Source organism: Pseudoalteromonas denitrificans DSM 6059 (genome assembly GCF_900112265.1).
Classification (GTDB): domain Bacteria; phylum Pseudomonadota; class Gammaproteobacteria; order Enterobacterales; family Alteromonadaceae; genus Pseudoalteromonas; species Pseudoalteromonas denitrificans.
The window spans coordinates 320,762-344,800 of sequence record NZ_FOLO01000001.1 but is presented as its reverse complement, the minus strand read 5'-3'; the positions used below and the strand labels follow the sequence as shown (position 1 = coordinate 344,800).

General features: G+C 34.4%; 18 protein-coding genes. 6 read left to right on the top strand and 12 right to left on the bottom strand.

Translation table 11 applies throughout. From position 1 onward, the window contains the following. Nucleotides 1–282 precede the first annotated feature (282 nt). The 3 genes from BM088_RS01370 to ubiU all read right to left on the bottom strand — a co-directional run bounded on the left by BM088_RS01370 (nt 283) and on the right by ubiU (nt 5,358). The gene (locus tag BM088_RS01370) at nt 283–3,213 is read right to left on the bottom strand and encodes a TonB-dependent receptor domain-containing protein (protein WP_245763724.1); all 2,931 of its coding nucleotides are present in this window, start codon (nt 3,211–3,213) and stop codon (nt 283–285) included. A 262-nt stretch (nt 3,214–3,475) separates the two neighbouring features. Beyond that, a complete protein-coding gene (locus BM088_RS01365; protein ID WP_091979142.1) occupies nt 3,476–4,357 on the bottom strand; it encodes a U32 family peptidase in 882 nt (293 codons plus the stop codon). Nucleotides 4,358–4,362: 5 nt separating this feature from the next. After that, nucleotides 4,363–5,358, bottom strand: coding sequence for a ubiquinone anaerobic biosynthesis protein UbiU (gene ubiU / locus BM088_RS01360; protein WP_091979072.1), 996 nt, complete (start codon nt 5,356–5,358; stop codon nt 4,363–4,365). A 132-nt stretch (nt 5,359–5,490) separates the two neighbouring features. Between ubiU and ubiT the strand changes: the two genes are divergently transcribed. Further along, on the top strand, nt 5,491–5,997 hold the full coding sequence (ubiT, locus tag BM088_RS01355; protein ID WP_091979071.1) for a ubiquinone anaerobic biosynthesis accessory factor UbiT: 507 nt from the start codon (nt 5,491–5,493) through the stop codon (nt 5,995–5,997). A gap of 1 nt (nt 5,998) precedes the next feature. Here ubiT and BM088_RS01350 read toward each other — a convergent pair whose 3' ends face one another. After that, entirely contained in the window at nt 5,999–6,520 is a 522-nt protein-coding gene (locus tag BM088_RS01350; protein ID WP_091979140.1) for a cytochrome b, read from the bottom strand. Nucleotides 6,521–6,652: 132 nt separating this feature from the next. Continuing rightward, complete coding sequence (locus BM088_RS01345) at nt 6,653–7,255, bottom strand: MarR family winged helix-turn-helix transcriptional regulator (RefSeq protein ID WP_177207910.1); 603 nt, start codon at nt 7,253–7,255, stop codon at nt 6,653–6,655. Nucleotides 7,256–7,405: 150 nt separating this feature from the next. Here BM088_RS01345 and BM088_RS01340 point away from each other — a divergent pair, with 150 nt between their 5' ends. The 4 genes from BM088_RS01340 (at nt 7,406) to BM088_RS01325 (ending at nt 14,127) form a co-directional block, all read left to right on the top strand. Further along, complete coding sequence (locus tag BM088_RS01340; protein WP_091979069.1) at nt 7,406–7,996, top strand: carboxymuconolactone decarboxylase family protein; 591 nt, start codon at nt 7,406–7,408, stop codon at nt 7,994–7,996. Nucleotides 7,997–8,342: 346 nt separating this feature from the next. Further along, the gene (locus BM088_RS01335; protein ID WP_091979067.1) at nt 8,343–9,551 is read left to right on the top strand and encodes an aromatic amino acid transport family protein; all 1,209 of its coding nucleotides are present in this window, start codon (nt 8,343–8,345) and stop codon (nt 9,549–9,551) included. 96 nt (nt 9,552–9,647) lie between these two features. After that, nucleotides 9,648–13,115: a PAS domain-containing hybrid sensor histidine kinase/response regulator gene (locus tag BM088_RS01330; RefSeq protein ID WP_091979065.1), complete on the top strand. Its 3,468-nt coding sequence runs from the start codon at nt 9,648–9,650 to the stop codon at nt 13,113–13,115. 61 nt (nt 13,116–13,176) lie between these two features. Further along, a complete protein-coding gene (locus BM088_RS01325; protein ID WP_091979063.1) occupies nt 13,177–14,127 on the top strand; it encodes an ion transporter in 951 nt (316 codons plus the stop codon). Between the two features lie 20 nt (nt 14,128–14,147). Here BM088_RS01325 and BM088_RS01320 read toward each other — a convergent pair whose 3' ends face one another. From BM088_RS01320 to BM088_RS01310, 3 genes are all read right to left on the bottom strand, one after another. After that, on the bottom strand, nt 14,148–18,677 hold the full coding sequence (locus tag BM088_RS01320; protein WP_091979060.1) for an EAL domain-containing protein: 4,530 nt from the start codon (nt 18,675–18,677) through the stop codon (nt 14,148–14,150). Between the two features lie 138 nt (nt 18,678–18,815). Further along, complete coding sequence (locus BM088_RS01315) at nt 18,816–19,244, bottom strand: GNAT family N-acetyltransferase (RefSeq protein ID WP_091979058.1); 429 nt, start codon at nt 19,242–19,244, stop codon at nt 18,816–18,818. 2 nt (nt 19,245–19,246) lie between these two features. Next, nucleotides 19,247–19,444: a DUF3283 family protein gene (locus BM088_RS01310; RefSeq protein ID WP_091979056.1), complete on the bottom strand. Its 198-nt coding sequence runs from the start codon at nt 19,442–19,444 to the stop codon at nt 19,247–19,249. Nucleotides 19,445–19,523: 79 nt separating this feature from the next. On the opposite strand from BM088_RS01310, the gene BM088_RS01305 reads away from it, so the two are divergent. Then, on the top strand, nt 19,524–20,234 hold the full coding sequence (locus BM088_RS01305) for a hypothetical protein (RefSeq protein WP_091979054.1): 711 nt from the start codon (nt 19,524–19,526) through the stop codon (nt 20,232–20,234). Here BM088_RS01305 and BM088_RS01300 read toward each other — a convergent pair. The 4 genes from BM088_RS01300 to BM088_RS01285 form a co-directional block, all read right to left on the bottom strand. After that, the gene (locus BM088_RS01300; RefSeq protein ID WP_091979136.1) at nt 20,231–20,482 is read right to left on the bottom strand and encodes a DUF1289 domain-containing protein; all 252 of its coding nucleotides are present in this window, start codon (nt 20,480–20,482) and stop codon (nt 20,231–20,233) included. The two genes, BM088_RS01305 and BM088_RS01300, sit on opposite strands and share 4 nt — an antisense overlap. A 98-nt stretch (nt 20,483–20,580) precedes the next feature. Next, the gene (locus BM088_RS01295; protein ID WP_091979134.1) at nt 20,581–21,696 is read right to left on the bottom strand and encodes a 1-acyl-sn-glycerol-3-phosphate acyltransferase; all 1,116 of its coding nucleotides are present in this window, start codon (nt 21,694–21,696) and stop codon (nt 20,581–20,583) included. A gap of 110 nt (nt 21,697–21,806) precedes the next feature. Further along, entirely contained in the window at nt 21,807–22,892 is a 1,086-nt protein-coding gene (locus tag BM088_RS01290) for a DUF1513 domain-containing protein (protein ID WP_177207909.1), read from the bottom strand. 1 nt (nt 22,893) lies between these two features. Beyond that, nucleotides 22,894–24,030 (bottom strand): imelysin family protein, encoded by a 1,137-nt coding sequence (locus BM088_RS01285; RefSeq protein ID WP_091979050.1) that lies wholly within the window; start codon nt 24,028–24,030, stop codon nt 22,894–22,896. Between the last annotated feature and the right edge of the window lie 9 nt (nt 24,031–24,039).

The window sequence follows — 24,039 nt, the reverse complement described above, 5'->3', positions numbered from 1 at the left end:
AAATACAGTAATTAGCTTAGTGATTTTTGATTAAACTTATAAATACATTTTATGAATAAAATAAAGTTCTAAAAAATGTTTTGAAGACGAGTATTTTATACGAATATAAAAAGTGGATCGTCTTAGCTGGAAAATGATATTTACAATCTAACAATTAATATTTTAGGTTTAACTTAGCCAATATTAACTTAAGCTGGTTAAATTAAACCTATAAAGTAATGACTTACAAGATAAAAACCACTTGATAATTTAAGTGGTTTTACATTTAAGACATTGACCTAATTAAAAGTTGTACTTAGCTGTTAACGCTAAAGTACGCCCGTATACATCAAAATATTGACCATCATCAAATGTATATGGATTACGTGTTGGCGCTTTATCAAAAACATTACGTATACGCGCAGTTAGAACAAAGTCTTCAGATATATCAAAACCAGCCTGTACATCAGCTCTTGTATAAGAGGCTATATCATTATAATTACTTGTTTCTATTGTTCCATCTAGATCGCGTTTTGTGCCATGACGATAATTAACGATTGCACCGATGAAGTAACCTTCTGCCTGATAACGCGCAGTCAATCTCGTTTTTATTCGCGTATAATTATGATCATCATTGTACTCTCCTAGCTGAACCTCAACCGCATCAGCTTCACCCGTTGCATTATAATCAGCTTCTAAATTATAAGTTCCCACAAAACCAAATGAAACAATGCCTCCTTGAACATCAAACTTATATTTAGCATCAAAATCAATACCTGAACGATTCCACACAGCTGCATTTAAGGGGCGTTCATAAAAATTATCAATTTCATTGGTTGTTTTGTTACGATTTACATTGGCACAAAAAGGACTATCTGGATCGCCTGACTCATAACATAAGTTGATAGACTCATCACCAAAGGTTTCAAGTGCGCCTTCAATCTCAAATGTCCAGTAATCTAGTGTCATATCTAAGCCTTCAACTGACTTAGGTGAGTATACAATACCAAAAGTATAATCATTTGACGTTTCATTTTTAAGTTCTGTATTACCTTCCACATATCCTATGATTGAGCCACCATCTAACCACTGATCTGAAGGTCTAAAATCAGTTGGTACACCTTGAGCCTCACACACAGCTTTCACTTGAGCAGCTTTTATATCACGAGCAGCTAAATTGACAGCTGTACATGGATCTGTTCGAGTTCCATATGTCACTGAGCGAGTATTAAATAACTCGCCTAAGGTTGGAGCTCGTACAGATTTAGAACGGGTAGCTCTAAATTTAAGCTCATCATTTACTTCATAATTGAGCCCTAACTTCCATGCATTATCACTACCTGTTACTGAGTAGTCCATATAACGAATTGCAGTATCTAATGTTAAACTTTTACCCCACTCACTGTCTGCTAATAATGGCACAGAGAACTCTGCGGAGACTTCTTTCACTGACATTTCACCATCCATAGGATCACTTGAATTACCAAAAATGGTGCCATTTTGCATATCTTCACTTGGTCTAGTTTTAGCCGTATTTTTACGATATTCAACAGAAAATGCAGCAGCGATGTCACCTGCTGGTAACTCATATAGAACACCATCAACAGTTGCGCCATAAGCCGACATTTTACTTGATCTGTCATTTCTTGCGACTGTTACAAGGTAGTCAGATTGCGCTTGTGTTAAAGATTGTAAGTTCATCACATTCAAAGGTGTACAACCTGAAATAGCGCCTATTACCTCACCATCATTATTTCTATCGGCACAAACTATATTGCCATTTAACTCAACCGCATCAACTGCATTTGCGATGTTTTGCTCAAAAACTTCACCGAACCATTTAGAGTTATTTTCATTACTGCCATATTGTGCGTAAAGGTCATAATTCCAGTTATCATTAATAGCGCCATTAAAACCAAAATTAAAATTTAAAGCCTCACGGTTTTGTTCATATTCACGATTTCCAAATACAGGTGTCATTTGAAATAATGTAATACTCTCTTTTGCATCGGCTTCACCCGCTTCATTGGTATTATTAGCCAATAAATTTTTCATTTCATCACTCATAAATGCATTATCAGTGGTAATTGAGTGTTGATAAAAGGTCGGCGAAGATAAGCCAGTTCCTTTAGATTGGGTATAATAAATACTTGAAGTAAATTCATGGTCTTGTGAAATATCATAACTTAGAGAGGTCGCAAAGTTTGCTCGCTCCAAAGGTGAATTAAAATACTGGTATTGATTAGTACCCCCATGAGGAATACCATCACCTAGATTATCCCCATTTGAAGCATAATAAACACTCGCATTTTCACTAGGGTGATCATATAATCGCCCTAACCCATAGTCGAATAAACGTATGCTTCCATCAGGATCAAAAGTATAATTACGATTATCTAAAGCCCAACCATCTCTAGTACTACCTAAAACAAAATTACCTTGAGATGCATATAAACCATAACCTTCACCAAAGTTATGGGATATTCGTCTGGGAATTAAATCAGAGTTAGTTGTGTTCGCAGGATTAAAATGAGACTCAACAGGTGTTCTAAAAAAATCACGGTCCATTTTTTTCAAAGCTTCATTTTTTGTATATTCTACAGATGTAACAAAATTAAAACCTGAAAACTCAAAGCCACCTACTAGACTAATTGCATGCTTCTCACCACCTGTTTGCTGTGGTTTACTGGTATCAAGTTGCACCGAAATACCTTGGTGTGATTTTTTAGTAATTATATTTACAACACCAGCTACTGCATCAGCACCATATACCGCCGATGCACCACCAGTAATAACTTCAACACGTTCAATCATAGATGCAGGTATGTTATTTAAATCAACTGCAGGATTTGTAGGACCAGCACCAATAAATCGTTTACCATCAACCAATACAAGCGTACGCTCAGATCCTAGTCCTCTTAAATTATAAGTATTTAGACCATTAGCATAAATATAACCATTTGTTGAATCAGGTGATAAACCCACTTCACCACTGGGTAACTCAGCTAATAAGTCATTAATATTAGTCACACCCGCCTGTGCTAAATCTTCACTACTAATAACAATTACGGGGGTAGGAGAAGTAATACCAATTCTTTTTATTTTAGAACCAGTCACTGAAATACGTTCTATTTTTTCATTGTTGATTTCAGCAATTGAATTTTGTGATACAGAAACTGTTGCCAGCATTAATGCTGACTTGATCGCAAGAGAAACTAAATTTAATTTTTTCAAAATTTTTACCTGTTTTTATTATGAATTTAATAATTTAGAAGCTGGTAAAAACCAACCCTGAAATATAAACTTACATTTACTCATTACTTGTAACATAAAAACCCATAACAGGTACACAGTAATGAGTTAAACAGATATCAACTTAATTAAAAAAAACACTACAAAATGTAACCTTTCGTTTACATTACAGGTACACTAGCGTGCAACAATTGACATTCATTTTATTTTCATAATAAAAATAAGGCTTCCGCCTTTTAAACCTCTAAACCTCAACTTGAACCATGCCCTCTACCTTATGCCAATAACCGTTACATTCTTGTTCTTTATCAAGTGGCATAGGGTTTTGACCTGTTTCGTTAGCACGAAAATTTTTTAACATTTTTAATGTATCTTCTGACTCAGGACTAAGCCTGACAACATCAACAGTATTGTGCATACTTTTTAAATCATTAATTAAGTTATATTTTAATCCCGACATTGTTTGTATACCATTGATCACAAATAGTTGATTTTTATCTTGGCTATTAACCACTCGTCCTTGCGGGTAGTCAATGCAACATAATTTACATTCATCTTTTGAGTGGTTTTCAGAACGCGCAGTAAAACACCTAGCAGAATAAGCCAATGGCATATTGCCATAAGCAAAAACTTCAACTTCAAAATCCGTACGTTTATTTTCAAGTAAAGGGGCATTCACTATTTTCCGAAGCCAGTCATGGGATAACTCAACAGGCATAGTCCAACGCTTCATGCCTTTATTTAAAAATAAGTCAAGCGTTTGTGCGTTATAACAATTTACTGCTGGGCCCACAGAAAAAGGCAAATCTTGCTTTGACAATAATTGAATTGCCGATAAATCATTGGCCTCGATCATAAAATCTTGTTGATCGCAATAACGTTTTAACATGGCTAAATCTGAAGGTGTTTCAAGGAGAGCCATGGTAGATAAACACACTTTTTTACCTGCACCAATTAACATTTGCGCTATCTTCAACCAATCTTGAATCTTTAGCTCTCGACGCTTTGAGCAAACCGTTTCACCTAAATACACGATATCTACATCGGATTTTGCAACCATATGATAAAAATCTTCAACGCGCTGTTTTGGCCAATAATATAAAATAGGACCTAATGCATATTTCATAACCTTTACTTCCACTTCTTATGATAGGCACCCAAGGTAGTTTGACTACCTTCAGATAAATTACTTAAACATTGTTCTGTTTCTACCGATGGCTTGAAACTATCTGGTGAAGCTTTACAGGCATCAATGGCTTGACGCCAACTCTTTGTGACTTGAGAAACATAAGCAGGGCTTCGCTGACGCCCTTCAATTTTGATAGCACTTATACCCATTTGCATTAATTCAGGTAACATTTCCATGCTATTTAAACTAGTAGGTTCTTCAAGCGCATGATATCGCTCATCGCCAACATCAAATCTACCTTTACATAATGTCGGGTATCCTGCTTTTTCATCATCAGTAAATTTGTCAATTAAAATACCATTTAAATGAGTTTCTAAACCGGTATCAGTTTCTTTATATTCAACAAATTTAGCTGGAGAGCATGCCCCTGCGGTATTAGGGGATTCACCTGTTAAATAAGAAGATAAATAACAGCGCCCTTCAGCCATTATGCATAGACTACCATAGGCAAAAACTTCAATTTCAACAGGACTTACTCGGGCTAGCTGGCGAACTTGATGAATAGAGAGTACTCGTGGCAATACCACCCGCTTTACATTAAAGCTATCTACAAAAAAGTTAATTGCAGCTGCATTAGTTACCGAAGCTTGTACTGAAGCATGAATCTCAATGTTTGGATACGTTTTAGCACAATAATCTAATACAGCTAAATCTGCGATAATCAGTACATCAGCACCTATTGAAACAGCTTTATCTACCGACCCTTTCCAACGCTCTAAACCATCAGGGTGAGCAAATGTATTAATGGCAACATGCAATCTGCAATTATGCTGACGTAAATATCTGATGCCTTTTTCTAACTGTCTGTCAGTAAAGTTTAACCCTGCAAAATGCCGGGCGTTAGTATCATCTTTAAAACCAATATAAACAGCATCTGCACCCGCATCGACCGCCGCTTTTAAAGAAGCCAGACTTCCCGCTGGACAAAGTAGTTCCATGAATAAAATACCAAAAAATTTTTATTCAGTTAATTTAATGATAATTGCTAAGGGAAACTTGATTTAGATTAAGCTTTGAAATGATCTCTGCGAATAAAATAACAGCCACTCTAAACATTAAACTTGATTTATATGACCTTTTTAAAAAATGTAATTAAATTTGCAGTAGAAAAGTTTCCTCAAGGTGGAAAGTTAGCACTAAAGCTTATTCCAAATCAGGTCCCCTGCTTTGTACTTGAACGTATTTTAAATAAAGTATTTATAGCTGAAATAAAAGATCAAGAATTCGATTTTTTAATCGATAAGTGGCTAGAGTTAACCATCACAGATTTAGACTCGTCTTGGTATATCAGTTATCAAAACCATCAAGGTCAATCTCGTTTGATAATCAAACCTCATGCACAGTCCAACGTTGTTTTTAGAGGTAATTTTAATAGTTTTGTTTTAATGGCGAGTCAAAAAGCGGATCCAGATACTTTATTTTTTAATCGAGAATTACTTTTAACCGGTGATACTGAACTAGGGCTAGAAATAAAATCTATTCTTGAAAATCTTGACCGTGAAACTTTACCAAAATTCAGCCAAGATTTACTTAATTGGCATAGTAATCAAATTTTATCTTTAACGGAGATCAAATAATTTATTTTTTCACCGGAAACATTAATTCGAGCACATTATTTTGGTTGTAAAACTTATGTTTTAACGCCGCTAAGATATGAATACTGACCATGAAAGATAAAAAAATACAAAGCATAATATGTAATTTAAAAAAGAAAGTATTTATCACAATATCAGAGATAGGGTTATTAATTGTAACAAGCCAAAAAAACTGAAATGGTACCTTTAGCATTAAATAACCACTGATAAATACACCAAATATTATTAAATATAAGAGTGAATGAATTAACTTAGCACTTTGCTTTTGCCATTTAGGAATACTTAAGGGTAACTCTGGTGTCACTCTGAAAAATGACCATATATATCTAAAACAAAATATAGGGACTGCGACTGTTGCCAAAGACATATTCAAAACGGACAAAGTATTGAATATGATTGGGTTAACTAAGTGAGATATAAAGCCCGCTATTAATGTATAAATAATAATTACAGCCATAGATAAATGGAGTATTCGCGCAAAAAGATCATATGATTGAGATCTCATAAATTTAGACCAAAAAATATTAGCGATTACTTGTTGTAAATTCAATCTACAAACAGTAATCGTATTTAAGCTGGCATCCTTCTAGCTCACTATAATTGATAATGATAGTTGTTATCAGTTGCAGTCGCAAATTTAATTCGTATTGGTTTTTTTATGCCAGCGAATGAGTTCTTTTTGATCTGTGGGTGCATCCAAGCCCTGCTTAATTAATTCAGATGCTTGCGTTGCTAAAATTGCTTCAGTTTTATTTTCAATGCGTTCAAGCATATTAAAAAATAAAGCTTTTTCTTCATTCGATAATATACTTTCTAACTCTTTTGCCCTTTCATCCATAGCAAAGATCAACTTTTGATATAGTAATTTTCCAGCATCATTTAAATATAAATTTTTTACATTCTTTTTTATTTCATCTTGGCGAGACGCGATTAAATTAAGTGCCAGCAATTTTTTTACAGCTCTGCTCACAGTATAAGAGTCAAGCCTAGATTGATACGCAATATCAGCCGACTTAACCGGCATATATGAACCTATATTAAGTAATACTCGCATTTCTCTCGGATCTAAGTCCGTTAAGTTACGAATTTTCCAATCACGATTTAATGCCAATAAATTACTCACAACCGCAACTCGATATGGCAAATGAGAAGTTAAATCCAATGGATCCTCAATGTATTCTGTCAGGGTAAATGCCTGACTTCTGGCTGACTTACTAATGTGCTTTGCCTTAAATGTCATAAAATCGAGCTCACTTTACCATTTAATTGATTCAAATAAAAATCCTCTAACAAAAACAGAATGCTGCATATGCAACAATAAAGTTATTGCATATGCAGCAATAAATAAGTAGAGTCGTTTTATAAAATAATATAAAACATGGAGAATACAATGCCACTAATAACCCCACTTCCCACAGATGCCAACAAAGAAGTTATTGAACTAGCTGAATTTTTTAATGAAACATTGGGTTTTTGCCCTAATAGCGTTTTAACGATGCAACGTCGCCCTGCAATTGCAAAAGCATTTATTAATTTAAATATGGCTGTAATGGCAAATGAAGGTCGTGTTACTGCTGAGCAAAAAAGATTAATCGGTTATATCACCAGTGCAAATACAGGCTGCCGCTACTGTGAAGCCCATACAATTTTAGCTGCTGAACGTTATGGCGGCAGCGAAGATCGCTTAGAGAACATATGGTCATTCAGAGAAAGCAATTTATATACACCAGCAGAAAAAGCCGCTTTTGAACTTGCTTTAGCCGCTTCAAGTGTACCAAACGCTGTTGATGATGAAATTACAGCACAAATGCATGAATATTGGGATGATGGTGAAGTTGTTGAGATTTTGGGCGTTATTTCATTGTTTGGCTATTTAAATCGCTGGAATGACTCAATGGGAACAACCATGGAAACTGGCGCTGTTGATGCTGGAGAGCGTTTATTATCAAAATCAAATTGGACACGTGGTAAACACGTTTAATCAATTTGTAAACTATTCTACATATCCAAAGTTGTGAATAAAAATAATGTTCAACTGTCACATAAATATGGGAGTTGAACATACTACCCAGTATTGCCAACTCACCAGACTCACTAAAAATACTCATAAACTTTAAACGTGGTTTAATAATAATTACATCTTGCTTACCTCTTATTAATCAAATAGGTACATTCTAATCCTTCAATAAAATACGCCCGACTTAGTTTTTACATGTAAATAAAATGCTACAAGACAATTAATCTTTTTGCTCCTTATACTTTCATTTTGATAAATAGCCTTTAACCTAGCCAAAGAATTTCTAAGAATAAAAGATGAGGTCAGGTTCATGATCCAAGGTAAAACAATTGGCAGTATGTTAATTATTGCGGGAACTACGATAGGCGCAGGCATGTTAGCTTTACCAATAGCCTCGGCTGGTTTAGGATTTTCCACTGCAACTGCTTTACTATTTGCAGCCTGGGCATTAATGACCTACACAGCTTTATTAATGCTAGAAGTTCATCAATATGCACATGTTGAAGCAACTTTAAATTCTTTAGCTAAAAACCTACTCGGAAAGAAAGGCCAAGTCATTGCTAACTTTTCTATGATTTTTTTATTTTATGCATTATGTGCCGCCTATATCGCAGGCGGTGGCGCTCAATTACAAACTAAACTAGCTCAATGGACCCATATTCAATTACCTGAACAAACAGGATCTATTTTATTTGCCGTGATTTTTGGCACCATCATTACCTTGGGAACAAGTGCTGTTGATAAAATTAATCGTGTTTTATTTACTATCAAAATAATTGCCTTAGCCAGTGTTTTTTATTTGCTAACCCCCTATGTACAAGGGCAACATTTACTTGAAATGCCGATAGAGCAAGGACTAATATTATCCGCTATCCCTGTAGTATTCACCTCATTTGGCTTTCATGGTTCTATTCCTTCAATAGTGAAATATGTTGGCATCGATATCAAATCACTTCGTAGAATCATGATCATGGGAGCCGCTTTACCTTTATGTCTTTACTTATTTTGGCAAGTCGTAAGCCAAGGAGTAATGAGTCAATCAAACTTATTACAAAGCGAAGGGCTATCTGGTTTTATTACAAGCATAACTTCTATGTTGCAAAGCCCTAAAATTAGCCATGCGATTACAATATTTGCTGATTTAGCATTAGCAACATCATTTTTAGGTGTAAGCTTAGGCCTTTTTGATTTTTTTAGTGATACCTTAAAAAAAGGAAATAGTAAAAAAGATAGGTTATTTACTGCATTCGTTACTTTTATACCCCCTTTAGGATTCGCTCTTTTTTATCCTAAAGGTTTTATTATGGCCTTAGGTTATGCGGCTATTGCTCTCGTTGTATTGGCTGTATTCTTACCTGTCGCTATGGTTTACAAACAAAGGAACCAACGTGAAATCTCAAATGATGAGTATCGGGTAAAAGGTGGGAATTCAGCATTGGCCTTTGCAGCTTTATTTGGGGTCATAATTATTAGCGCTCAATGTTTACAAATGTTTGGTTTTCTTCCTGAAATTGGTTAGCTTTTTATTATAAGTACACAGTAGACCAAGGAATAACATACATCATACCTTCACCATGTTAAGGTATGATAAATAAGAATATTTTGATTGTATACAATGACTTTATCTCTGATCTTCGCAGGTCTATGTTACATGGGCCTTTTATTTTGGCTTGCCAACTGGGGTGATAAAAAAACACCTTTAGCTAAAAAAATCAGTCACCACCCTTTTGTATACTCTTTGGCACTAGGTATATATTGCACTTCATGGACATATTATGGTGCCGTTGGCACAGCAACTAATTCAGGCTGGAACTATTTACCGATATTACTTGGACCAGCCTTATTATTTATGTTTGGTCACAGGTTTTTATATAAATTAGTTTTAGTCAGTAAAAAACAAAACATTACAACTATTGCTGATTTTATTTCAGCACGTTATGGTAAACGCCAGCTAACGGCCATTTTAGTAACCTTAATTGCATTACTTGCCACTATTCCCTATATCGCATTACAACTCAAAGCGCTGAGCTCTAGCTTTATTTTATTGCAAGGGGATACAAAAATATCAGGCACCTTACTTGCCCTGTTTGGAACTTTAATGATGGCATTATTTGCAATATTTTTTGGTACCAGAAAAGTAGATGTCACTGAATATCGTTCTGGATTAATGTTAGCCATTGCCTTTGAATCACTCATAAAGTTATTAGCATTAATTGCTGTGGCAGGATTAGCTGTCTTTGTATTTTTAAACTATCAACCCGGAATGATTTCAGTTTTAACCAAGCAAAGTGCCTTTAGTCACTGGAAAACCGATGACTTTCTAAGCTTTAATTTTATAGGCCAAGCCCTTATGGCTGCCGCTGCAATCATATGTTTACCCAGACAATTTCATGTCACTATTGTTGATAATCAAGATTTAAAACATCTGAAAACTGCTCGCTGGGCTTTTCCGCTTTATTTATTACTGACTGCTGCTGTTATCATCCCTATTGCTACTGCTGCATTTCATCCTGAAATAGGCGCTCATTTTGCCGCCGATAGTTTTGTACTCGCACTACCTGTCACTGAAAATAATGCAATTTTAACCACTTTTGTATTTATTGGCGGACTTTCAGCAGGTACAGCTATGATAATCGTTGCAACACTCACTCTCAGCACCATGATATCCAATGATGTTGTATTACCTTTACTTTTAAAACGTAAATTTAAACGTAACCTAATAACCACCAGCTATAAACGTCAAATATTATTAGTGAGACGTATTACCATAGCCGCTGTACTCGCCCTTGCGTATTTTTATCAACAAAGGCTGGCTAACAACTCAGCACTTGCAAGCATGGGCTTAATTGCTTTTTCATTAGTAACGCAACTTTTACCGGCAATTGTGGGTGGTTTATATTGGCGAAAAGGTCATGCCTATGGCGTATACGCAGGTTTAATTGCAGGTTTTATTTTTTGGATGCTTTTTTTAATGTTTCCATTACTTCAAAATGCATCTATAGACAGCAATATCATACAGCAAACAGTGATCACTCAAGGTACTTTCATTGCATTAATTGCTAACATTGCCTGTTACATCGCCTTTTCACTAGGAGCACAAGAACACTTAATAGATAAAATTCAAGCAACTGCTTTTGTTAACCCGAGAGAGCAATTATCAATAGAAAAACGCCAAAATAAAGATGTCAAAGCCACAATTTATGATTTAAAAGTTTTACTACAAACCTTTTTAGGCATACAGCGCAGCAAGCAATTATTTAATTATTATATGATGAATAGTGAACTTGCTGATGACAATGAATTCCCTAACTCTGAGTTTATTGATTATTGTGAACGTTCTTTAGCTGGTGTATTGGGTGCATCATCAGCCCAAGCACTTATTAGCACTGTCTTGACAGGTAAACAAATGGCTTTTGAAGAAGTTGTGAACTTCTTTGATGAAACCACTCAAGCGCTTCAATTTAATCAAAACTTATTATTTACTGCCTTAGAAAACCTAAGCCATGGTATTTCTGTTGTTAATAAAGATTTAAAGCTGGTTGCATGGAACAAAGGTTATATGGAAATGTTTGAATATCCAGAAGGTTTTTTAGAGGTTGGACAGCCTATCGAAGAAGTGATCCGTTTTAATGCCAGTAAGGGTGAGTGCGGACCAGGAGAACTTGAAATACAAATAAATAAACGTGTACAGCATTTAAAAAATGGCACACCGCATCATTTTATTCGTCGAAGAAAAAATGGACAGGTGTTTGAAATGACAGGAAACCCTTTACCTGATGGTGGGTTTGTTACTAGCTACTCCGATATTACCAGCCATATCGAAACACAAAACCTATTAGAAGAAATCAATATTTCACTAGAAAACCGTATTGAAGCGCGTACTCAAGAAATAAGCACAATTAATAAAGAGCTTGAAGCTGAAATTGGTCGCAGAAAACACACAGAACAAGCACTCACTCAGGCAAAGCATGAAGCTGAAAATGCAAATGATAGTAAAACAAAATTTTTAGCGTTAGCAAGCCACGATATTTTACAGCCGCTCAATGCTGCGCGTTTATATTTAGCATCGATAGAAGACAAAGACCTTAGCGTTAACAATCAAAATAGTTTTGAAAAACTAGGCCATAGTTTAGATTCAACCGTCCATTTAATGTCTGCATTGTTAGAAATAGCGAAACTTGACCAAGGTGCACTGACCCCACAAAATAGGCATTTTTGCATTAATGATATTTTAACGCCTTTAAGTAGTGAATATGCCATATTATGCAAAGAAAAAGGGCTACAACTTAAAGTGAAAAAATCTAATGCAATAGTCCAATGTGATACCACTTATTTAAGACGTATTTTACAAAATTTAGTATCTAATGCTGTTAAATATACAAAACATGGCAAAGTTTTAATTGGCTGTCGACATATCAAAGCAACTTCTATTGAACACGCTTATATCAAAGTTGAAATTTGGGATACAGGCCCTGGAATTTCAAAATATCAACAAGGTAAAATATTCAGTGATTTTTATAGAATAGATAATTCAGATAATAATGGCATAGGCCTTGGTCTGGGTGTTGTAAAACGTATGGCTGATTTATTAAGTCTAACACTTGAAGTCAAATCTATATTAAACAAAGGTAGCTGTTTTAGTATCAAAGTGCCTGTCGGGATAAAAGAGCTTGTACAACAAAAAAGTGTTAATCAAATTCAATTTGACAATAAACAGTCATTTAATGTGATGATGGTTGATGATGCTCAGGAAAACCTAGATGCGATGGCAAGTTTACTTAATAAATGGGATTGTAAGCACAATAGCTTTAAGAGTTTTGCTACAGCAATCAATTTTGCTAAAAATAATCCTGCTCCCGATATTATTTTAATGGATTACCAGCTCGATAATGAATCTAATGGCATAACATTAGTCCTGAATTTACGTGATATCTGGCAAAAAAAGCTTCCAGCAATACTTATCACAGCCATGCGAGATGAAGCCCTTAAAGCAGAAACAAAAATCAATGATATTCACTACTTAAGTAAACCTATCAAACCTGCCAAATTAAAAGCGCTTTTGAATCATAAAAGGCATGGTTAAATAACCTTTTTAAGTTATGCTATTAATAACAATAGCATAACTTAATTTCATGGATATTTAAGTGCACTCATTCAGACATTTTCTTGCTCAGGTTTTAGAAAGTTCGGGTAAGCATATCAATAAAGGCCGCTGGCTTGATTTTTTTTTAGTATTACTTATTTTAACCAATGTTATTGCAATTGTTATTGAGTCTGTTCAAAGTATTGCCATTGAATACAAACACTATTTCATCTGGATTGAAATTATCTCTGTGGGCCTATTCACTTTAGAGTATTTAGCCCGATTATGGGCTTGTGTTGATAAAGAAAAATACAAAAACAGTGGTGATAGCCATTTAAAAATGCGATTTAAATATATCACCAGTCCTTTAGCCTTGATTGATTTACTCGCTATTTTGCCTTCTTATTTAATGCTTTTCATGTCATTTGACTTGCGATTTTTACGCGTCATTCGCTTAATGCGTGTTTTTAAACTCACTCGTTATTCTCGAGCAATGCAACTCTTATTGCAATCATTTAAAGAAGAAGCAAGCTCCTTAGGTGCCGCTTTTTTTATTATGGCAATCGTGCTTATACTCGCTTCCTGTGGCATTTATTTAATTGAACATGATATTCAGCCTGATAAGTTTGGTTCTATTCCTGAGTCTATGTGGTGGGCAATGGCAACACTCACAACTGTAGGGTATGGCGATGTTGTACCTATCACACCGTTAGGACGCTTTTTTGGTGGTGTTATCACAGTATTAAGTATGGGAATGGTTGCAATCCCTACAGGTTTGTTAGCTTCTAGTTTTTCAGAACAATTAAGAAAACGTCGCACCCAGTTTGAAGATGAAGTGCATGCTTGCCTAGAAGATGGCAAATTAACATTAGATGAAAAAAATAAGCTTGAAAGGTTAAGGTTAGAACTCGGGCTAAGTAAACAAGAAGCAAAGTCGGCCATAAAAAAACAGCAAAGTAGCCTTTACCAAAAACAATACTGCCCCCATTGTGGTAAAAACACCCATAATTGATTCTGATAAAACAGAGTCAATTATGGCTTAAATTTATTCTGCCAGTCTTTATTCAATAAGGTGATAACGTCCTCTGCCGGCACAGGTTTTGAAAATAAAAACCCTTGCATATAAGAGCAACCTAACATTTGCAAAAAACTCACTTGCTCAAATGTTTCGACTCCTTCAGCAACGCATTCTTTACCTAAACTGTTTGCCAGTGCTAATGTTGACTTAATAATCGCTTCATTGCTTTGTTCAACACCTATGTCTTGAACAAAGCTGCGATCTATCTTAAGTACATCTATAGGGAAGTTTTTTAAATAAGTTAATGACGAATACCCGGTGCCAAAATCATCTAAATACAATAAACAACCCAGACTTTTTAAATCTTGCATACACTTTAAAGCTTTTTTTGCGTCAGACATCAGTACTGTTTCGGTTATTTCAAAAACTAAGTGCTGAGGTTTTATTTTTGAGCTTTTTATAAGCTGCGTAATGTTGTCGAATAACATTTCATTTTCAAAATCTTTTGCCGATAAATTAACCGACAAATAGCATTCACTTGAGAACTCTAACCATTTAACTAAATCATTTAGAGCCCGTTTCAATGTGGCTAATGTCATTTTTTTGATTAATCCAGTGCTTTCAGCTGCAGGAATAAATTCGTTTGGAAGGATCATTTTACCATTGTGTGACCACCTTAATAAAACTTCAAAGCCTAAAGTCGCTTTTGTGACGCCACAAATAATAGGCTGATAATAATTAACAAATTTATTCTCCTCAAATGCTAACATCAAATCACTTTCTAGTTGTAACTTCTTTTGTATCTTATGATTCATTTCTTGATGGAAAAACTGATAGCTATCGCTGCCCTGCTTTTTTGCATGAAACATAGCGATATCAGCAGATTTTAATAAATCAGTAGTATTATCAGCATCCTCAGGGCATACGGCAATACCGATACTAGAGTTCACACTTACTTTATTTTGCCCTAATAACACAGGTTTCGAAATATTGTCAGCCAACTTATTACAGACCACTAACACTTCATCTATATGCTTGATATCTTCTAGTAAAACAACAAACTCATCTCCACCCAACCTGGCAACTGTATCTTGTTTCCTTAACGCACCTCTAAGCCTCTGTGTAATTTCAACTAGTAGTTTATCTCCTTGATTATGACCTAAAGAATCATTAACTTGTTTGAACTTATCTAAATCTATAAATAATAATGCCAGTTTGCTTTTTTGACGTTTGCATATCTCTAGAGCATGATCGATTCTATCTAATAATAATGATCTGTTTGGTAATTTAGTAAGCGCATCATAATTAGCCAATACTCTTAGTTCATTTTCAGCTTCTTTTTGTTCACTAATATCGGTTATCACAACAATATAGTTCTCTAATTCGCCTCCATGAGTACCTGCATTATTTTCATTTGCATCAGCAATCGCATTCACTTTAATAATGACCGGATGTTCAACTTTATCGGCTGTTATTATCACCTCATTAAACTGAAAGTGCTCTGATGGTTTTAATTTAGATAATATTCTTAAATAATTTAATTGCGTATTTTTACTTAATCCTAAATTAATTTTTCGACTTGAGTTTAATTTTTTAGAAATATGAAAATCATCTCTCACAGCTTGATTTGTTGCTCTGATACGAAATTTTTTATCTAAAATAAATACCCAATCACGTGTATGCTCAAAAGCAGCACCAAATAAACGCGCATTTTCTTCAAATACTAATTCTCTAGTGATATTGGTATAGGTACCAGCCACATTTATAGCTTGTGAATTATCCCAAGCCATTACTTTTCCTAAGTCTTTATACCAACGCCAATGTCCCGCAATATGCCGTACACGATAAGTACAATCAAAATAGCCCTTGTCAGTAGATAAAAACTCTAACCATTCAATTCTAAATTTTGCACGATCTTCAGGGTGAATTTTTTTAAGATACTCATCTAGAGTTACTTTTTCTATTTCATAGCCCAACTCTGTTACCAATCTAGGTTGATAAATTATGGGGGAGCTATTCTGCCAGTCCCACACTCCAGATCGACTCCCCTCAAGGGCCAACTTAAGCCTTGCTTCACTTTGCTGGGTATCTTTATGCGCGGTCAATAATTGCCGTTGGATTTTATGTCGTCGAGAGATCCACGTAAAGGTTAAACAAAATATTACCAAAGCGTAGATAAGCAATGCATACGGAGATTTCCACGGTGCATAAGCAACATTTATTTTTAAGTTTGAAGCCTTAGTATAAACACCTGTTAGCGGATCTTTTGCTCTGATAGATAATGTATAGTTTCCCGCATTTAATTTTGGAAACATAATACGATTTGTATTGCGTGTTGTAACTTTTTTCCCATCTGATAATTGATATTCAAATTCAATACGCTCCTGATATTTAAATGCCATTGCAGAGAACGCAATATCTAAACCAATATCATCATATTTTAATTCAATTGTTTCAACAGGTGCTGTTGCGGGAAAATCTAATTTACGGGACATTAACTGTATTGAAGTAATATTAACTTGATTTAATAACGCTTGTTTAGGCCGATTATCAGCTGGAGAAAATACGGTTATGCCCTTCACCGAACCATACGCAAGTCGCCCATCACTAAGCTGGGTTCCTGACATAGAATTAAACTCGTTAGTATCAAGCCCATCTTCAACTGTATATTGCTGGAAATGCAGATTGTCAGGATCAAAGCGCCAGATACCTTTATGACTACTCATCCAGATCATCCCTTTATCATCAGTAAACATATCATAAAGTAAGGAGCCTATATGTTTATGTTCTTTTCCAATACGATATAATTCTTTAAAGCTTGTTGCATCTAAGCCTATTAACCCTAAATTATTAAATGATAGCCATAAAACATTATTTTTATCGACAAGATAGGAAGACAACGAAATATCAGCTGTATTTTTTTTATGTAGCTGATAAATCACTTCTAATGAGTGTTTTACTTGGTTAAAACGATATAACGTACCCGATGAATAGAATAAAGGAGAAATTGGCTTATCTGGTAATGGCGGAAAGAAACCCAGCGCTAAAAATGGGTCTATATTTTGAAAATCACCTTTTAAGGGTTTTACTTCAAAAGTATCAAGTTGATAAGAAAATATCCCTTGCTCAGGATGAACTAAATATAAAATTCCAGAAGGATCTGCGTAGGCGCCACGAACAAAACCAGTAATAAACTTATCTAATTCACTATTTTTTGCCTTAGCCCTTATTATTTCTTTTGAAGTAGTGTCAAATCGAAATAACCCTCGACTTGTTATCATCCATAAATAATGTTTATAAGGAATCAGTTTAAAAATACTAAACTCTCTATTATAAGCATCTCGGATATAGTCTTTTAAATAAGTTTTTGTTTGATAGCTGTGTAAATCAAGTTGTGTTAAACCATTTGCAGTTCCTAACCAAACTTGGTTATTCAGCTGTGCAATGGACCATATATTATGGTGTGTTAGTTTTTCACCTTTCACATTTTCATTATGATAATTATAAAAAAAGTACGCTTTATTTGGTACAAAAAAAGCACCATCATTTTTAGTTGCTAGCCACATAGAACCGTGCTGATCTTCAATCATATCTATGATGCTGTTATCAGATAAGGTATAACGACTATTGGCAAGGCGATTACTCTTATCTAAATGGTTATCTTCTGGATAATAATCAAATATGCCTTTATCCGTTGCAAGTTTAACTTTATTATTTTTAGGATGAATTTTCCAAATATTTAAATCTGAAATATACATTTTTGAATTAAAAGCAGTATTTGGTGTTTCAAACAGTTGCTTGGCATTACTAATATCAACCTGATAAAGACCTTGTACAGTTCCAACCCAGAGTGTATTTCGATCTTTTAAAGCAAAGGATTTCACATTATTTTGATCAACATGTTTTGCATCACCTTGTAAATGATTTAATAATCGCCAACGCCCTGTGGCAACCTCCAAAATATAAGCTCCTTCCGTAGTGCCTATATAAATAAACCCTCGATGATAAAATAATCGACGAACAAAACTTTGTTTTGTTGCATTTGGCAGTAAAAAAACAGGCTCTATTTTTCCTGTATTTATATTAAGTTTAGCTAAATCTTTACCTCGACCAAGCCAAATAGAATCCTTATCTCCAGTATCAACAATGCTATAAACGGCTTGAAACGACAATTGTTCTTCTGTTTTTGGCGCAAAAACAAATTGTTTAAATTTACCTGTATCTGGATCATATCTAAATACACCATTTAAATAAGATGTGATCCAAATATAGCCTTGATAATCCTGATATATGACATCAATTATTGCATCAGTTAAAACATCATTAGGGCCGACTACAGCCTCAACCTGGTAGCCATCATATTTGTTTAGTCCCCCCTGTGTAGCCAACCAAAGGTAACCTTTTTTATCTACTAGTAAATTACTTACGTAGCTTTGTGCTAACCCTTCGTTAGGAGAAAGCCTTTCAACTTTTGCAATTGCATTTGTTGTAATAAAATTAACACAAAATAAAAAGATGAAGTTTGAGATTAATCGATATAACAAAGGCAACTCACAAAAAATAGCTATTATTCAATTATGAACTGATTGCATCATTATTGTAATAAATTTGATAATAATTCTTTAATTTAGCATTAAGACATTAAAAGGGAGGATTAAAATAGCACAAAAAATTAACTTACCTTATGTATACATAGGTATAATTTTTCGACCTTGCAATTGGTAACTTTCAAACATGCATTTTAATTCAATTGGTAAATTCTGGCATGCGTTAAAACCAAGTGAATTATAAAATGAATCTAAAGTGGAATAAGCAAAAGTAAATATTGGTAATAATGATTTATTTCTATAATATTCAATTAAATATAGTAACAAATCTCTTGCAACACCTTCATTTCGCATTTGAGGCAATACAAATAAAGTCGATAAAAATAAGTGACTGGCAATTGTTTGAACCCGACATGCAGCAATAATTTCAGAATGATTCCTTACAACCCAGACATCATCTTGTTTATTAGCACGGCCTTTAACCCGATTTAAATCATAAAATTTATTTACTAAGGGGGTTTTTATTTTAACCAATAATTCTATTTCAAACTGAGCATATCGCATGTTTACATAGCAGCGAGGTATTTTTCAAACTGTTGTTTTAAATAATCCTGCTCTGAACTTGGACGAGCTAAAATGTTGCCATAAATAACATCTCGGCTACTTTTACCTTTTTTAATTTGATAGGCCCAATAAGATGCTTCATAATCTAACTGGATTTGATATTTTTCATTTCTGGATAAAAGACAAAGGTTATAATTCATGAATTGTTATTCTAACTTTTAAAAGCACAGCATAGTATAATCGATTTTAAATTAAAAAACTAACGGTGAAAATATATCGATGCTTCAGCCATTCATTATTTTTTGTATAACTACTTTTATTTTTACTTTTAGCTGTAAAAGTTATGCTGAGCAAAAATTAACTTTTAACCTGCCAACTGAAACCGCACAATCACAATATGTCATTGAATTAATGAAGCTTGCTTATAAATCTATTGACTATGAAATGTCACTTAAACCCTACTCTTATGAAAATGCCCTCAAAGCAGCAAATTTAGGTTTTTTTGATGGCCAGCTAGGTCGTATTGCAAATATTAGTCAGCAATACCCTAACTTAATCAGAGTTCCTTTTGCATTATTTAATTTCAAACTGCTATTAGTTCATAATAAAACAAAATGCTTACCATGTAATATTTCAGAGTTTTCTTCTATTAGCTATAGAGCTGGTTACCCTGTTGCAAATAAATATTTAAATACAGCCAACTTTTTAGGCACAAGAATTCCAGTACAGAATATAAAAACACAATTGTCATTATTAACACAAAAAAAAGTTGATGCTGTATTATTATTAGACTTCCAACTTTCCCATGATTTACCACATTTTGAAAAAATAAAATATAAAGTACAAGAAGTTGAACTACTCAATTCATATCATTTTTTACATGAAAAACACAAAAAATTGGTGATACCTTTAACTCAAGCACTAAACCAATTAAAAAAACAAGGTATCGTAGACACTCTTAAAAATAAACATGGCATAGCGCATTATTAAAAACCAAAATCTTTTTGCTCACAAATATTATGCTCACTCGTATTTTTATTTGCCGCTATTTTTTGCTGATGACGTTTCCTCCTTTGCTGACATAAAATAAGTACTTTTTTTTTCTGAGAAACATCCATTTTTAGCCATTGAAACCTCTCTTCTCTACTGCGGTAACAGCCTAAGCAATATCCTCGACTATTCGTTTGGCAAACATCAATACAAGGGCTAGGAATTTCAAATATTTCAATTTGTTGCATCATACCTCCCCCTTAGATAATAATGACTTAAGTATAGCCTGAATTTTAGACACAAAAAAACCGCTAACGCGGTTTTTAAAAACTAATATTTATAATTTTTATAACTGTTTGAGCTGTTTCTCTAAAGGTTTAGCATATATGCCTAATACAATTTCCTTTAACTCATCTGGCACTTGTATCATACGCTGTTCAAACTGTTTTTTATCAATATCGCTTACATCAAGCACATTATGATTAGCCGCTATATAGTTTCCAGGATGTAAATAAAAAGATGATAATATTTGCTGGTCGATGGTTTGTGCTAATGCTTCAGCAGAACTGCACCCATCAACAATAGGTTGCCCAAAAGCCATATGTACGTGACCTTTATTTGCTCTAAAGCCCTCCATTATACTATCCATATCTTCACCTTCCTGCTTTTGATATTCACCATATTTATCTTTATGAAAACGCTCATTTGCCTTTGCAATATCACATGGTTCAAATTGATAAGAAATAGAAACAGGCACAATATTTAACTTTCGAACATACTCTTCAAAACTCAGTTTTTGCTTGCGACCTTGCAACTGAATCATTTTGAGTAAGGCAGGATCTGTATAGTCATCACCATCTTTAGCCCTTCCTTCTTTTTGTGCAATCCAGACAGAATTACCTGTATTGACTGAATCAAAAATATAAGCTGAGAGGTGCGATAATGCTTTAAACATTTCTTTTGGTGCTTTTATTGAGCGCTTTACAATAAAACTCTTATTTAATCGCATTAGTTCAGTAATATATGGTACTTGCAATAAGTTATCACCAATAGCGATGCGCACAGTATCCATTCCATGAGAAAACATGCCCCAATTTAAAAGCGCAGGGTCAAGCGCAATATCTCTATGGTTAGAAATAAAAAGGTAAGATTTTGACTTATCTAGCTTATCAAGCCCCGAAAAAGTAACCTGAGATGTCGTTTTTTTTATGACTAAACCTAAGTATTTATAAACTTCAGCTTGTAATTTTTTGACTGTATTTAATTTCAGCCATTTTTTAGCTAATTGTTTTTTTAATAAAGGCTTAGTAATAAATGAAAAAGGCGATAACCATTTAGGAATGTTATGTTTTGCAATTAAGTTAATAAAATCATCATCATTAATCAAGCGCTCTAATGCCGCGGGCACTTCACTATCATTATAAGGACGAATATCTACAAATTTATCTTCTTTTTGGCTCACGTCAGTTTGACTCAATGCATTAATAAAATAAAATGGACCATAGTCTACCTTGACTTAGTACTCTTAGCCAAGGTAAACATCTCTTACCAGTTCAATATAGCTCTTATATTTTAAACAAGTGCTAGCATATGATTATCCCATTTAATTCCCGCACTACGCTTTTGTTTTAAAGGTGTTTTAGATAAAGCAACAATGCGCTCGATCACCCCTGTACCATTTGATAATACAAAACCATCATCAGCCAAAGCAACCCCCGCACAATCAGCACTGTGATACTGACCTAAATATTTATTGTTATTCAAATCCCAATAACTGACTAAGTTTCCTCTGGGTGCACTCACAGCTGCAATATTTAACGCATTATCAATACAGACACTTGCCGTATATTGATTCATTTGCTGCCAAACCTCCTGCTCTACTTCACAAGCCTGTAAAGCATTATCACCTTGCTGTGTAAAAATAAGAGGTACTTTATCTTGTTTATTGCCTTGATATTGCATACCTACAACAACTTTATCTTGCTTACTAACATCTAAATGGCGAATACTTAATTGATCATGAGGCGGTAGGATCTGAGCTTTTACTTCACCCGTTTGTGTATTTAAATAAGTTAAATTTGGTTTCATCGAGGCTATATTAAGCTTTTTACGGGGCTGATTTGGATGTGTCGCGATACCACCATTTGCAATGACTAAAGTAATACCGTCACTTAATAGTGCACATTGGTGTGGCCCAACGCCACCAGAATCATATTCAGCTAAAACAGAAGAGTCATTCACATTCCTTACAACAATTTTTCCCACTTGATTTTCAAAATCATTTTCAGGTGTAAATAAAAACTGTCCATCTAAAGAAAAAACGCCATGACCATAAAAATGACGACCTTTTTGAGATTCTATCGTATTAGTTAACGTACCCTCTTCTAAGTTAATATCAAAAATCATATTTCCAGGGCGTCGTGCAAATGCAAATACACGATTTTTTTGATTTGGTACTTGAGCCAAATCATGACCTCTATAGGGGATTTCAACCTGAGTCACAATTGCGCCATTTTCATCTAACTTGGCAATAAAATGTTTATTGCCAAAAGTATTAAAAGCACTGGCAAATTGTTTATCTTTTAAAAGATTACAAGCAGGTAAATTGGTTATGCCGGCAAAAGCCAGCATGGATTTACAAAAACCACGACGATTCATATTAATCGCCATCAGTTGTATTTATTAGCGGATAAAAATCTGTTGTTTGCACAAAATCGGTTGTCATTATGGTACGAAGTGCTGTTAACTTAGTTGTAATTTCTTCTAAAACTTGTCGTGTTACATTATCGGTAACAGCTTGCTCTAATGATATATCCAATTTATTTAGAGCTGCATACACTTGTATAAAAGCAGCTTTAATCACTTTGTCTAACTCCGCTTTTTTATGAATTTCTAATAAGTAATCATCAAAACCATAACCATCGCCACCTAAATACACAACTTCAAGTGCTTTTACGTTTTTCTTTATACTTTCAAAAGAAGTTTTACTGCGATATTGCTCTGCATTTTTAACGATTCCAGGAATCCCCTCTGCTAATACTTTATTTATTTTATCATCCACAATAGCTTCAAGTACTACAAACCAACTTGTTAACTGTTTTTCTATCTGCTCTTCTGAGCCACTAATATATTGCGCCCTTTCATTACCGCCTGTTTGCAACCATAACGTATTAATTTCAAGCACTATGGCTTTAACATTTGCTGCAATAGACATGACTGCAAGACAGCGCTTTTCTTTATCAGTGGCGATTAGTAGACTTTGTGCTTCTAGCTCAGGATATAATAGATACTCTAAAGCTGGTAAGCCTTGCGCGCCATCTTGCGTTTGAGAGACGACCATTTCATTTAGAGGCTCTGCTGCAAGTAACGTTTCAACTCCTCTTAAAATAGCCGTTTTTTCTGGCCATGTTTGCATTCTTGAATTCACAAAAGTATTGTCAGCCATACCTTCCTTTACAGGCTTTGTATGCTGCCAACTTAAACTCAAACTTAGCCAACTCTGTCGTAATTTTGTTAACTCAGCAGTTCCAGCTTTAGAATTCGAGCAAAAATCAATACTTGCAGATTCAAACTCATCAGCTTTATTAGCCAAATCGCTGTAAGAAGGCAGAATATAATTATCAGCTAATGATGTTAATACAGCTATCATTGCTTCTTCTTTCGTTTTTACTGGTTCAACAGTATCTGTTCCCCCATTTCCGGTGTTAGTATCAACAGCCTCTGTTGAGTTTGATGATCCGCCACCACATGCAACTAGTGCGAAGCTCATTGCAATCATTAATGCTAATTTTTTCATTTTATCTTC

Bases quoted from the DNA above. Each gene is read 5' to 3' on its own strand.
- BM088_RS01365 (WP_091979142.1), bottom strand. From the start codon at position 4,357: ATGAAATATGCATTAGGTCCTATTTTATATTATTGGCCAAAACAGCGC.
- ubiU (WP_091979072.1), bottom strand. From the start codon at position 5,358: ATGGAACTACTTTGTCCAGCGGGAAGTCTGGCTTCTTTAAAAGCGGCG.
- ubiT (WP_091979071.1), top strand. From the start codon at position 5,491: ATGACCTTTTTAAAAAATGTAATTAAATTTGCAGTAGAAAAGTTTCCT.
- BM088_RS01350 (WP_091979140.1), bottom strand. From the start codon at position 6,520: ATGAGATCTCAATCATATGATCTTTTTGCGCGAATACTCCATTTATCT.
- BM088_RS01345 (WP_177207910.1), bottom strand. From the start codon at position 7,255: ATGACATTTAAGGCAAAGCACATTAGTAAGTCAGCCAGAAGTCAGGCA.
- BM088_RS01340 (WP_091979069.1), top strand. From the start codon at position 7,406: ATGCCACTAATAACCCCACTTCCCACAGATGCCAACAAAGAAGTTATT.
- BM088_RS01335 (WP_091979067.1), top strand. From the start codon at position 8,343: ATGATCCAAGGTAAAACAATTGGCAGTATGTTAATTATTGCGGGAACT.
- BM088_RS01330 (WP_091979065.1), top strand. From the start codon at position 9,648: ATGACTTTATCTCTGATCTTCGCAGGTCTATGTTACATGGGCCTTTTA.
- BM088_RS01315 (WP_091979058.1), bottom strand. From the start codon at position 19,244: ATGCGATATGCTCAGTTTGAAATAGAATTATTGGTTAAAATAAAAACC.
- BM088_RS01310 (WP_091979056.1), bottom strand. From the start codon at position 19,444: ATGAATTATAACCTTTGTCTTTTATCCAGAAATGAAAAATATCAAATC.
- BM088_RS01305 (WP_091979054.1), top strand. From the start codon at position 19,524: ATGCTTCAGCCATTCATTATTTTTTGTATAACTACTTTTATTTTTACT.
- BM088_RS01300 (WP_091979136.1), bottom strand. From the start codon at position 20,482: ATGCAACAAATTGAAATATTTGAAATTCCTAGCCCTTGTATTGATGTT.
- BM088_RS01290 (WP_177207909.1), bottom strand. From the start codon at position 22,892: ATGAATCGTCGTGGTTTTTGTAAATCCATGCTGGCTTTTGCCGGCATA.
- BM088_RS01285 (WP_091979050.1), bottom strand. From the start codon at position 24,030: ATGAAAAAATTAGCATTAATGATTGCAATGAGCTTCGCACTAGTTGCA.